Annotated in this window: 12 protein-coding genes; 5 read left to right on the top strand and 7 right to left on the bottom strand. The window is 71.9% G+C overall.

Annotated features, from left to right (window positions below; all coding sequences use genetic code 11):
• Positions 1 to 113 precede the first annotated feature (113 nt).
• A complete protein-coding gene (locus YWW_RS0102140) occupies positions 114 to 1298 on the bottom strand; it encodes a hypothetical protein (protein WP_026928797.1) in 1185 nt (394 codons plus the stop codon).
• A gap of 327 nt (positions 1299 to 1625) precedes the next feature.
• On the opposite strand from YWW_RS0102140, the gene YWW_RS0102135 reads away from it, so the two are divergent.
• Positions 1626 to 2420 (top strand): hypothetical protein, encoded by a 795-nt coding sequence (locus tag YWW_RS0102135; RefSeq protein ID WP_026928796.1) that lies wholly within the window; start codon positions 1626 to 1628, stop codon positions 2418 to 2420.
• A gap of 10 nt (positions 2421 to 2430) precedes the next feature.
• Here YWW_RS0102135 and YWW_RS0102130 read toward each other — a convergent pair whose 3' ends face one another.
• Positions 2431 to 3798 carry an amidase family protein gene (locus tag YWW_RS0102130; RefSeq protein ID WP_026928795.1) on the bottom strand — a complete coding sequence of 456 codons (1368 nt, stop codon included), beginning with the start codon at positions 3796 to 3798 and terminating at the stop codon, positions 2431 to 2433.
• Between the two features lie 53 nt (positions 3799 to 3851).
• The gene (locus tag YWW_RS0102125; protein ID WP_026928794.1) at positions 3852 to 5000 is read right to left on the bottom strand and encodes a cystathionine gamma-synthase; all 1149 of its coding nucleotides are present in this window, start codon (positions 4998 to 5000) and stop codon (positions 3852 to 3854) included.
• Between the two features lie 180 nt (positions 5001 to 5180).
• On the opposite strand from YWW_RS0102125, the gene YWW_RS27835 reads away from it, so the two are divergent.
• On the top strand, positions 5181 to 5444 hold the full coding sequence (locus YWW_RS27835) for a hypothetical protein (RefSeq protein ID WP_051325270.1): 264 nt from the start codon (positions 5181 to 5183) through the stop codon (positions 5442 to 5444).
• 61 nt (positions 5445 to 5505) lie between these two features.
• On the opposite strand, the gene YWW_RS0102115 is transcribed toward YWW_RS27835, so the two are convergent.
• Positions 5506 to 5898 (bottom strand): VOC family protein, encoded by a 393-nt coding sequence (locus YWW_RS0102115; protein WP_026928793.1) that lies wholly within the window; start codon positions 5896 to 5898, stop codon positions 5506 to 5508.
• Between the two features lie 88 nt (positions 5899 to 5986).
• Here YWW_RS0102115 and msrA point away from each other — a divergent pair, with 88 nt between their 5' ends.
• Positions 5987 to 6592 carry a peptide-methionine (S)-S-oxide reductase MsrA gene (msrA, locus tag YWW_RS27830; RefSeq protein WP_035697432.1) on the top strand — a complete coding sequence of 202 codons (606 nt, stop codon included), beginning with the start codon at positions 5987 to 5989 and terminating at the stop codon, positions 6590 to 6592.
• A 6-nt stretch (positions 6593 to 6598) separates the two neighbouring features.
• Here msrA and YWW_RS33635 read toward each other — a convergent pair whose 3' ends face one another.
• Together YWW_RS33635 and YWW_RS0102100 are read right to left on the bottom strand one after the other, a co-directional pair.
• The gene (locus tag YWW_RS33635) at positions 6599 to 7132 is read right to left on the bottom strand and encodes a hypothetical protein (protein ID WP_051325269.1); all 534 of its coding nucleotides are present in this window, start codon (positions 7130 to 7132) and stop codon (positions 6599 to 6601) included.
• A gap of 65 nt (positions 7133 to 7197) precedes the next feature.
• Entirely contained in the window at positions 7198 to 8436 is a 1239-nt protein-coding gene (locus tag YWW_RS0102100) for an SAM-dependent methyltransferase (RefSeq protein ID WP_035697538.1), read from the bottom strand.
• Positions 8437 to 8565: 129 nt separating this feature from the next.
• Between YWW_RS0102100 and YWW_RS33630 the strand changes: the two genes are divergently transcribed.
• Positions 8566 to 8943, top strand: coding sequence for a DUF4267 domain-containing protein (locus tag YWW_RS33630; RefSeq protein ID WP_051325268.1), 378 nt, complete (start codon positions 8566 to 8568; stop codon positions 8941 to 8943).
• Positions 8944 to 8946: 3 nt separating this feature from the next.
• Here the strand turns inward: YWW_RS33630 and YWW_RS0102090 are convergent, their stop codons facing one another.
• Positions 8947 to 9528, bottom strand: coding sequence for a dihydrofolate reductase family protein (locus tag YWW_RS0102090; RefSeq protein WP_026928791.1), 582 nt, complete (start codon positions 9526 to 9528; stop codon positions 8947 to 8949).
• Between the two features lie 154 nt (positions 9529 to 9682).
• On the opposite strand from YWW_RS0102090, the gene YWW_RS0102085 reads away from it, so the two are divergent.
• The gene (locus tag YWW_RS0102085) at positions 9683 to 11773 is read left to right on the top strand and encodes an MMPL family transporter (RefSeq protein WP_051325293.1); all 2091 of its coding nucleotides are present in this window, start codon (positions 9683 to 9685) and stop codon (positions 11771 to 11773) included.
• The last annotated feature ends 104 nt before the right edge of the window (positions 11774 to 11877 follow it).

The raw sequence follows: 11877 nt of genomic DNA, 5'->3' as shown, positions 1-11877 counted from the left end.
GCAGACACGCACCCTTCCGACGTAGCGGGATGGTCGGGTGACGGCGTAGAAGGCCATGAGCGCGTGGCCGAGTCCCTGGAGGAACGCGATCCCGCGCCCCGCCCCGTGTCCCGTCAGGAGTCGATCGACGCCAGAGCCGCTTCGAGCTCTGCCAGGTACGCCTCGTAGACCGGTTCGGCGTCGAGCAGCCGGGCGGCGAGGGCCTCGCGGTAGGCCACGGTGGCGGCTTCGGTGTACCCGCTGGCGGCGTCGCACTCGGCGACGGCCGCCGCGGCTTCGAACTCCTCGGCTTTGACGGTCGCATAGCGCTCGCGGTCGGCGTCGGTGACGTCCGAGTGGCTGTACTCGATGGAGCCGTCCTCGCGTTCCACTGCGGCCTCAGGCAGGTACCGCTCTCGCCAGTGATCGCCGAAGTCGAGGCCGCTCCCCGAGAACGCCCAATCACCGTAGCCCGCCTCGGCGAGGCATTCGAGGAGCAGATCGGCCTCGGGCTCCCCGCTCAGGTCGATCGGTTCGAAGGCCTCGGACTGCGCATCGAGCACCGGTCCCCAGACCCACTGCGGGTCGGTGAAGCCGTTCTCGACCTGGCGCGGCTCCCCGTACAGCCCGTTCAGGACCTCGGCCTGACAGCCCTGCGGACCGGAGGTCATCGAGGACACCGGGGTCCACTCGCCGCCGGGATGCCCGATCGCCTCCCAGTCGTCGTCGGAGAGGATGCTGGCGGTCTTGCTGGTCGTGGCCCAGTCGAAGCCGCGGTAGGCGATCTCCCAGCGCATCTGGTCGACCGGGGGCAGTTGATTCCAGCCTTCGCCGAGACGTTCGAGCTCCGAGGTGTCGCCCAGCTCGGTGACTTCCTCCACCGGGTCGGACTCGGCCTCCATTTCGGCCTCGTGCAGCTCGATGCCCTCCTGGTCGTCGTAGGTGTCGGCGTAGTCGAGCCAGAATCCGAGCGCGCGCGTCTCCGCTTCGGCGGCGGTCGGCAGGCCGAACGGGTCGTCGACCGCTTCGAGCGTCGCGCTCGGCGCCATCGAGGAGTGGCCCCAACCCTGGGTCAGGTCCTCCGTGTTGTGGACTTCGAAGCCTTGGCCCTCAAGGCAGTCGATGATGAGTTCGGCCTCCCGGTACTTCAGGTCGAAGCGGGCGGCGGCGACGTCGGCCCAGAGCCGGTCCAGCCGTTCGAGGTCGCTCACGGCGGGGGATTCGGACGGGGTCGGATCGGCCGGTTCGGTTCCGGCGCCGCAGGCGGCGGCCCCGACGAGGAGACAGGCGGCGAGGGGAACGAGGACGGGTGTGCGCACGAGGCGGTCCGTTCGGATCGGGGAAGGGGGTTTCGGCAACCGATGCTATCGTCTCCCGCGCTCCACCGTGGTCGCGCCGTGAAGACCCGAACCGAGCGGCCGAGCCCTCGGATAGTTCCACTCGGGACGGATGAGACGAGTGGGGACGATGTAAACAACCAGCTCATCAGTCGTACACGATGGATTTCAGCAAAGTTGACGTACGTCACTACGATCCATCGCATGGACTTCCAGCCGAACCATCCCTCCGGCGGGCCGCAATACGGCGAACCTCCACGCGCCCGCCGGCCCCGGCGTCGACGCGCACTCCTCATAACGCTCGGTTCCTTGGGCCTGCTGATCGTCGCTTGGACCGTGGCCATGATCGTGACCTGGGACGACGGGGGCGAAGTCCCGGTCTACGCAGACCCCGCCGAGGCGACGGACCTGGCCGGCCAGTACCTCCGCTTCGGCTCGGACGGCGACCCCGAACAGGCCGAGGAGGCCCTCTGCGAAGGCGCCTCCCCCGAAGTGACGCCGGCCGAGCTGGTCGAACTCCGCGAGTCCCACGCCGCAGCGTTCGACGGCGAAACGCTCGACGTCCGGCTGAGCACCGGGAGCGCGGAGTACACGGACGGCACCGACGTCGATGTCGACGCCGTCCTCACCTACACCGCCGGCGATCACCGCCCCGTCGAGGAGGCGTTCGTCGCCAGCCTCCGCGTGGAAGGCGAGGAGTACTGCGTCTTCGACGTCGTGTCGACCGGCCCGCCCGAGCCGACGACGGACGACGTCGTGGCCGCCACCACGGACTTCCTCTACGCGCTCTTCGACGAGGAGGACGCCGCGAGGGCCGCCGAGTGGCAATGCCCCGAATACTCCGGCATGGACCTCGAAGCGGTGGTGGCGGCGATCCAGGAGTTCGAGGAGCCCGATTCCGGATCGAGCGTCCTCTACCTGGTGACGACCCCGTCCGGCACCGACGCCGGATCGGGGCTGACGATGTTCGAGGTCGAGGTGACCTTCTCGGACCCCACGGCGTACCCGCCCGCGCCGCCCGTGGCGACCGAACTGGTCGTCGACGGCGACTGCGTCGCCGAGTACAGCGGGGCGTCCGGGCCGCTGGAAGGCGCCGACGGATGACCCGGGCGGTTCAGTCCCAGGTCAGGCCGGGGGCGTAGCGGCGGGGCCGGAGCTTGGCGACCAGTTGGGCCGCCACGTCGAAGAGCCTGCCGGTGGAACCGGGCGGGCCGACGAGCTGCACCGTCGCCGGGACGCCGTCGCCCCGCATCCCCACCGGGACGACGAGGGCCGGGAGCCCGGCCAGCCCGAACGGCGCCGTGAACGCGGCCGTGCCCACCAGGTGCGTCACGTTCGACCGCAGCGTCTGCGTCGACCACTCCTGCGCCGCGGGCGGCGGCCCGGGCAGTCCCGGCGTCACCAGCAGGTCGTAGTCGGCGAAGTCGAACCAGTCCTCCAGGTCGCGCCGGATCCGTCCGCCGTCGCCGAGGATGCCGCCGAACAGCCCGCGCAGATACGTCTTCTCGCCCACCGCCGCCAGCCGCTTCGTGCGCCGCTGGAGGCCGTCCGGCCCGCATTTGAGGCTGCGCAGGTACGCCGCGCACGACCACGCGCCCGAGGACGCGGCGGTCAGCTTCGGGCCGTACTTCGGGCGGGCGCGGAAGGTGTCGTGGCCCAGGTCGGTCAGCGACCGCACGGCCTGGAGCAGCGACTTCGTGGCCTCGTCGTCGACGCGCCCCGGCAGCGGCGTCGCGTTCGTCGCCGCGATCCGCAGCCGCCCCGGATCGCCCGTCGCGCGGGGGGCGCGGTGCGTCAGCGCCGCGTAGGCGAGCGCCGCGTCGTCCACTGTGGTAGCCATGACGCCCACGTGCGCCCCCAGCCAGTGGTCGGGGTCGGTGTTGATGTCCGCGGGCATGTGCTCGGGGCTGTACGCCACGAGCCCGCAGGCCGCAGCGGCCGTGCGCACGCCGCCGGCCGAACCCGGCCCGTCCAGGCCGATGCCGATCGGCGCCGCCCCGGCGGCCACCGCGAGCGCGGTCCCGCCCGACGGGCCGCCGACGCCCCGGTCGGGACGCCACGGGTTCGCCGGCACGTTGCCGTCGTCGTCGGTCGCGGGCCACAGCCCGAGCTCCGAGGACCGCCCGAAGCCGAGCACCACGGCCCCCGCGCCCCTGATGCGCTGCACCGCCTCGTGGTCGGTCTCCGCGATCGGCAGCACCGTCGCGTTCGATCCGAGCCGCGGCGCGTGCCCGGTGACCGGGAGCTGCTCGCAGACGGCGACCGGCACGCCCGCGGCGGGCAGCGCCGAGCGGTCCTCGATCTCGTCGACGGCCGCGGCCTCCGCGAGCGACTCGATCTTGCGGACCGCGGTGAGGGCGTCGCCCGCCTCGCGGTGGTCCTCGACGTGGCGGAGGTGGTGGTCGACGACGACGGCGGCGACGGCGTCGCCTCGCCTGACCGCCTTGGCTATCTGCTGCGCGGTTGTTCCCGACCAGCTCACGGCTCTCGTCCTTTCGTTCGTTTCGGGGGTGCGGGTTCGCCGGGCCGGTCCCTTCAGCCTTCGAGGGCCCGGCGCAGGTCGGCCAGGAGATCGTCGACGTCCTCGATGCCGACCGAGAGCCGGATGAGGTCGGAGGGCACCTCGAGCGCCGAGCCGGCGGCGGAGGCGTGGGTCATGCGCCCCGGGTGCTCGATGAGCGACTCGACGCCGCCCAGCGACTCGCCGAGGGTGAAGACCTCGGTGCGGTCGCACACGTCGACGGCGGCCTGCTCGCCGCCGGCGTGCCGGAAGGAGATCATGCCGCCGTAGCGCTTCATCTGCTTGCCCGCCACGTCGTGCCCCGGATGCGAGCCCAGGCCCGGGTAGTGCACCGCGCTGACGGCGTCGTGGCGGGCGAGGAACTCGGCGACGGCCTCGGCGTTGTCGCAGTGGCGGTCCATGCGCGCGGCGAGGGTCTTGACGCCGCGCAGCGTCAGCCAGGCGTCGAAGGGCCCCGCCACGGCGCCCATCGAGTTGTGGTGGAAGGCGATCGGCTCGGCCAGCTCGGTGTCGTCGACGATCACGGCGCCGCCGATGACGTCGGAGTGCCCGCCGATGTACTTGGTGGTCGAGTGGACCACCACGTCGGCGCCGAGCGCGAGCGGCTGCTGGAGGTAGGGGCTGGCGAAGGTGTTGTCGACGACGAGGATCGCCCCGTGCCGGTGCGCCAGGTCCGCGAGCGCGGCGATGTCGGCGATGTTGAGCAGCGGGTTGGTGGGCGTCTCGACCCAGATCATGCGGGTGCTCTCGGTCAGGCACGCGGTGACGGCCGAGAGGTTCGTGATCGGCACGGGCGTGTAGTCCAGCCCCCAGCGGGAGGCGACCTTGTCGAACAGGCGGAAGGTGCCGCCGTAGGCGTCGTCGGGGATGACGACGTGGTCGCCGGGCGCCAGCAGCGCGCGCAGGACGGTGTCCTCGGCGGCGAGGCCGGAGGCGAAGGCAAAGCCGTGAGAGCCGCCTTCGAGGGAGGCCAGGCAGGTCTCCAGGGCGGTGCGCGTGGGATTGCCCGAGCGCGAGTACTCGTATCCGCCCCGCAGGCCGCCGACGCCGTCCTGCTTGTAGGTGGAAGTCGCGTAGATGGGCGGTACGACCGCTCCGGTGAGCGGGTCGGGTTCCTGCCCGGCGTGGATCGCGAGTGTGGAGAATCCGTGGCCCTCGTGCATGCCCCTAACCGTACCCATGCCCGAGGCCGAAGCGCCGTCACATACGCCCGTGGGTCCTCCCTATCCTCAGGTCGTCCCACGGATCGGGCGCCTCCGGGGGCCCGCCGCGGACGGATCGGGCATGTGCCGCCGCGCTAAGCTGCGGGCAACACGTACCTACTTCTCCTTAGGGGCTGCCTCATGGGCTTCGACGAAGTGCACAAGATGGACATCACCGGTGACGGCGTCGACGAGACGGTCGGCGTGCGCCGCAACGACGACGGCTCGGTGGAGTACCACGTCGACGTCGACGGCGACGGCACCGCCGACATGAAGGCGGTCGACTCGGACGGCGACGGCGTCATCGACCACGTCCTGCTCGACCATGACGGGGACGGCAAGTACGACGCCGCGGCCGTCGACTCGGACGGCGACGGCACCCTCGACGCCGTCGCCGAGAAGTGAACCCCGCGCACAGACTTGAGCCGTAGGCGTCCCGCTCGGGGCGCCTACGGTCGTCTTCGGACTAGGAGCCCGCGGCGGCGCGCTCGGCCTCGGAGCGCACGACGCAGAACTCGTTGCCCTCCGGGTCGGCCAGGACGATCCAGCCCTTGCCGTCCTCGGTGCGGTGGTCGGCCACGAAGGTCGCGCCGATGCCGAGCAGGCGCTCGACCTCCTCCTCGCGGGTGGTGTCGGGCACCAGGTCGAGATGCACGCGGTTCTTGACCGTCTTCTCCTCGGGGACGTTCTGGAAGATGAGCCCGGACTGGCCGTCGACCGGCCCGATGTAGTTCTCCTCGTGCTCCGGTTCGTTCGGGTCGTCCGGGTCCTCGGTGTAGCCGGTGACCTGCTCCCAGAACTTCGAGAGCGCGTAGGCGTCGCGGCAGTCGAACGTGATCGTGTGAATCTTGGAAACCATGCACCGACGCTAATGGAATACGGCGAAGGCTGTCGATTGTTATTTCCGCGTGACAAGCTTGCCGGACGCGGACCGAACGGAGTGAGACATGAGCGTCATGACCCATCCTGTCCTGCATCACCCGATCGAGGGCCCCGCCCCCGGCGCCTCCGAGATCGCCTATTTCGGCATGGGCTGCTTCTGGGGCGCCGAGCGCCTGTTCTGGCGGACGCCGGGCGTGTGGACCACGTCGGTGGGCTACATGGGCGGCGAGGCCGAGAACCCCTCCTACGAGGAGGTCTGCACGGGCCTGACCGGCCACGCCGAGGTCGTCAGGGTCGTCTACGACCCCGAGCAGGTCTCCTATGAGCAGCTGCTCAAGGTGTTCTTCGAGAACCACGACCCGACGCAGGGCATGCGGCAGGGCAACGACATCGGCACGCAGTACCGCTCGGTGATCTTCACGACCACGCCCGAGCAGAGCGAGACGGCCGAGGCGGTCAAGCGCGCGTTCGCGCCGGCCGTGAGCCGGGCGGGCCTCGGAGCGATCACGACGAGCATCGTCCCGGCCGGGCCGTACTGGCTCGCCGAGGACTACCACCAGCAGTACCTCCACCACAATCCGAACGGGTACTGCAACCACGGCCCCAACGGCCTCAGCTGCCCTGTCGGCGTCGTCAAGGCCCAGGTGGACGTGGAGCCGCCGCGCCGGTAGCGCCGGTCAGGCCGAGCGAAGGCGCCCACCGGTGTGGGCGCCGAGCGCGGAGAAGAAGAGCAGTGCGACTCCGGCGAGGACCGCGGCCCAGGCCGCGGCCTGGGCGTCGACGGCGAGGGTGAGCGCTCCGCCGATCACGGCGAGACCGATGAGCGTCCAGGCCACCGAAGTGAACACGGGGGCCTCGAAGGTCTTGGCGAACGGCAGGAAGTGCGCTCCGACCACCAGGACCACCCAGCAGACCGTGAGTTCGGGGACGTCGAGGACGTTGGCGATGACGATCGCGCCGAGTGGGATGGCGGCGGCCATCGCGCCTACGCAGGTCCAGTAGACGCGTATCTCATGCGGGGTGGGCGTCGCCTTCGGGGCTCGGTGCGAACGCGGGCGAAAGATCGCGAACCAGATGACGAACGCGAACGCCGCCACGCCGAGGAGGCGGACGACCAGAGGCGCGGCGCCCGGCAGTCCTCCCGCGTTGATCAGGATGAACACCAGCCCGCCGATGGAGCCGATCAGAGGTCCGAACCGAGCTACGTTCACCGAGGCATTAAAGCACAGGCGTACGAGGAATCGAATGCGTCATGGCTTCGCGGTGATGGCGAGGATCAGCGGCGGCCCTCCAGGATGAGCTGGTGGACGTCCAGGTGGCCGCTGGCGAAACCGGCCTGCGAATAGGCGAGGTAGAACTCCCAGGTGCGCCGGAAGACCTCGTCGAAGCCGAGGGCGGCGAGGCGGTCCGAGTGGGCGCCGAAGCGCTCGCGCCACAGCCGCAGCGTCTGGGCGTAGTCGCCGCCGAAGTCGAGCCGGTCGACGATGCGCAGCCCGGCGAGGCCGGCGCAGCGCTCCATCGCGGGGATCGAGGGGATGATCCCGCCGGGGAAGACGTACTTGTGGATCCAGGTGTGGGTGCGCCGCGCGGCCATCATGCGGTCGTGGCGCATCGAGATGGCCTGGAGGCCGACCCTGCCGCCGGGCGCGAGCGAGCGGCGCAGGGCCGCGAAGTAGTCGGGCCAGTAGCGTTCGCCGACGGCCTCGATCATCTCGACGCTGAGGACCGCGTCGTAGCGGCGGTCCGGGTCGAGGTCGCGGTAGTCGCGCAGTTCGGCCTCGACGCGCCCCGCGACGCCGCGGTCGGCGGCCCGGGCGCGGGTGTGTTCGAGCTGGTTGGACGACAAGGTGACGGCGTGGACGCGCGCGCCGCGTTCGGCGGCGCGCACGGCCGCCTCGCCCCAGCCGGTCCCGATCTCCAGGACCGCGGAGCCCGCTTCGACGCCGGTGCGGTCGAGCAGCCGGTCGATCTTGCGCCGCTGGGCTTCGGCGAGGTCCTCCCAGCGGGCGGGGGCGCCGCCGAACAGCGCCGACGAGTAGGTCATGGTCTCGTCGAGGAACAGGGCGAACATCGCGTCGGACAGGCCGTAGTGGTCTTCGATGTTGCGTCTGGCGTTGTCGCGCGTGTTGTCGTGGCGGGCGGGCAGGGCGCCGACGAAGGGCCGCCGCAGCGCCTGGAACGGCCGCGGCACGAGCGAGTCGACGTTCGCGGCCAGCACGGTCAGCAGCCCCGGCAGGTCGTCGGAGTCCCAGTCGCCGGCCTGGTAGGCCTCGCCGAAGCCGATGAGGCCGCCGGCGCCGACGCGGTGGAAGAACGCCTCGGGGCGGTGGAGCCGCAGCGTGGGAGGCCCGATCGAGCCGGTGGACGTACTGGGCGTCTCGACGTGCAGCGGCAGGCGGTTCGCGGCGCGGCGCAGCAGGGCCGAGGCCGCCGCGGCCCGCAGCGGCGAGCGGGGGACGCGGGCGACGTCGGGCCAGCGCCGGGCGTCGATGCGGGGTTCGACTGGTGCGTCCACGGTGCGCCTCCCGGTTCCGATCACCGCCACTGGAGAATGACGGCAGTCCCTCGATGCAGAGCCACGCTCCAGGCCAGCGTATGGCGACGGCGGCGGTGAGGGGCGCCGAATGGACACAGGAGGGCGCGGATGGTCGGCGAATGGGCCGAGTGGGCGGCGGTGCTGTTGGGGGCCGGGCTGGCCGGGCTCGGCGTGGCGGGCTTCGTCGCGCCCGAGTTCGTGTCGCGCAGTTACGGGATCACGGTGGAGCGCGGGGACGCGGTGGCGCGGTCGTGGGCGGCCGCCGCGGCGTGGCGGGACGTGGCGCTCGGCGCGATGGTCGCGGCGGGGGCGCTGTGGGCCTCGCGGGATCTGGCCGGGGCACTGGTGCTGGCGGCGGCGCTGGTCCCCGCCGGAGACGCGGTCGTGCTGGTGCGGCACGGTGTCAAGGCGGGCCCGGCGTACGTGCCGCACCTCGGCGGGGCGGTGGCGATGGCCGCCGTCGGGGCGGCGCTGCTGCTCGGCTGACGCTCAGGCGCGGTCGAGCGTGATGACGCGGACGCCGCTGTCGAGTTCGACGGTGCCGACCGGCTTGAACACGTGCGGTGCGAACGGGCCGTTGAAGAGCGGGACGCCGCTCCCGATCACCGACGGGCTCTGCTTGAGGACGAGCCGGTCGATCTCCGGCAGCAGCGCGTGGGCGAGCGTGCCGCCGCCGACGATCCAGATGTCGAGGCCGTCTTCGGCCTTCAGCTCCCGGACGCGTTCGAGCGGGTCGCCCCTGACGATCTCGACCTCGGACGCCGGATCGGCCTCGAGGCCGCTGGAGAACACCAGGTGCCGAAGGTGCGGGTAGGCGTCGGGCAGGCCCGCCCGCAAACCGATCTCGAACGATGCGCGTCCTTCCAGGACGGTGTCGAAGTGCTTCCCGGGGCCTTCGATCCCCATCGCGGCGCGGGCCGGGCCCGGCAGCGTCTCGGGGTACTCGGCGACGATGTGCTCGACGAGGTCCTGCGGCACCGGGAAGTAGGACTCGCCCGTGGGGTCGCCGCCGCCGGGCCCGGCGATGTGGCCGTCGAGGGTCGTGGCCACGTAGTAGACGAGCTTGCGCATGGAGGTGTCCTCTCTGTCCGCGGTTCGAGCCGCCCGCAGAACCTACCGGCCGCGGGAGGGAAGCGGACGCGCGGGTTCGGGCGGCGTTCGAGCGCCGAATCGCTCGATGATGGAATTACTCGTCCGCGGATCCGGCGATGAGGAAGTCACCGACATGACCGAACAGCGATCCCCCGAACCCGTCAGCCGCCTGCGCTGGCTGGTGCCCGCCCTGCTGGCGCTCGCCTGGCTGGCGGTCGGGGCCTTCAGCGGCCCTTACGCGGGCAAGCTCAGCGAGGTCGCCGTCAACGACAGCTCCGCCTTCCTGCCGTCCTCGGCCGAGTCGACCGAGGTCCGCGAGCTCCAGACCGCGTTCAGCGACACCGAGGCGACCCCGGTGGTCGTCGTCGCCGAGCGCTCCGGCGGCCTGACCGGCGAGGACTTCGCCTACCTGGAGGCCGTATCCGCCGAACTGGCCGAGCTGGCGTCCAATGTCGGCCCGCCGCCCGCGCCGGTCCCCTCATCGGGGGAGGCGCCCGAGGCGGCCCGGATCGTCGTCCTCGTCGACGACTCCGGGGAGACCGACGGGGCGGTCGAACGGATCCGCGAGATCCTCGCCGAAGACCGCCCCGACGGCCTCACCGCCCTGGTCACCGGCCAGGCCGCGCTCGGCGCGGACCTCGGGGAGGCCTTCGGCGGCGTCGACGGGCTCCTGCTGCTGGTCGCCGCCACCGTGGTCGCGGTGATCCTCGTCCTGGTCTACCGCTCCCCGCTGCTGCCGCTCGTCGTCCTGCTCTCCGGCGTCTTCGCGCTCGGCCTGGCCAGCTTCACCGTCTACCTCCTCGCCGACGCCGGAATCGTCGACCTCAACGGCCAGAGCCAGGGCATCCTGTTCATCCTCGTGTTCGGCGCCGCCACCGACTACGCGCTGCTCCTGGTCGCCCGCTTCCGCGAGCGGCTGCGGGCCGAGCCCGACCGGCTCCGCGCCGTCCGGAGCGCGCTGCGCGGCACGATCGAGCCGATCGCCGCCTCCGCCGGAACGGTCGTCCTCGGCGTCCTCTGCCTGCTGTTCAGCGAGCTCGAGTCGAACCAGGGCCTCGGCCCGGTGGCCGCGATCGGCATCGGCGCGTCCTTCCTGGCCTCGGTCACGTTCCTGCCCGCGATGCTCGCGCTGCTCGGCCGCGCCGCGTTCTGGCCGCGCAGGCCCGCCGCCGACGGGCGGGCGCACCGCTCGAAGCTGTGGGGCCGCGTCGCCGCGCTCGTGGCCGCCCGGCCCCGCCTGGTGTGGGCCTCGACCGCCGCGGTCCTGCTCATCGCCGCCGCGTTCATGACCAAGCTCAAAGCCGACGGCACCGCCCAGACCGACGTGTTCCTCACCGAGGTCGACTCCGTGACCGGCCAGGAGGTCCTCGCCGAGCACTTCCCCGGCGGCGCCGGGGCCCCGGCGGTGATCATCGCCGACGCGGACGAGGCCGAGGCGGTCGCCGCGGCGGCCGAGGTCGACGGCGTCGCCGAGGTCACGGTCGGCGCCGACGAGTCCGGCGAGCCGGTCGTCGCGGGCGGCCTGGTCATGATCGAGGCCGTCCTGGAGGACGCGCCCGACTCCGACGCCGCGATCGACACCGTCGAGCGCCTGCGCGAGGCCGTGCACGCCGTCGACGGCGCCGACGCGAAGGTCGGCGGCGCCACCGCCGTCCAGCTCGACACCCTCCAGACATCCGAGCGCGACGAGAAGGTCATCATCCCGATCGTCCTGGCCGTCGTCCTCGTGGTCCTCGTCCTGCTGCTGCGCTCGATCGTCGCGCCGCTGCTGCTGGTCGCCACCGTCGTGCTCTCCTTCGGGGCGACCATGGGCGTCTCGGCGCTGGTGTTCAACCACCTGCTCGGCTTCCCCGGCGCCGACCCGGCCGTGGTCCTGTTCGGCTTCGTGTTCCTGGTGGCCCTCGGCATCGACTACAACATCTTCCTCATGACGCGCGTCCGCGAAGAGGCCCAGCGCCTCGGCACCAGGGCCGGAACCCTGAGAGGCCTGGTCACCACCGGCGGCGTCATCACCTCCGCCGGGGTGGTGCTCGCCGCGACGTTCTCGGCGCTGGCGGTGCTGCCGATCCTGTTCCTGGCGCAGATCGCGTTCGTCGTCGCCTTCGGCGTCATGCTCGACACGATCCTGGTGCGGTCGCTCCTCGTGCCCGCCCTGGCCGTCGACATCGGCCGCGGCATCTGGTGGCCCTCGCGCCTCGGGGTAAGGGACCGGGTGCCGAAGTAAGGGCCCCGCGCGCCCGCGGAGCCGAGAGTAAGGGTCCCTCAGGCGTGGTCCTGCGCGATGTGCTGATGCCGCACCGGCGGCCTCAGCCGAAGACTTGGTGCCAC

The organism is Glycomyces tenuis DSM 44171, from assembly GCF_000427885.1.
GTDB lineage: Bacteria > Actinomycetota > Actinomycetes > Mycobacteriales > Micromonosporaceae > Glycomyces > Glycomyces tenuis.
The sequence above is the reverse complement of the archived record's forward strand: the minus strand, read 5'-3'. Positions and strand labels throughout refer to the sequence as shown.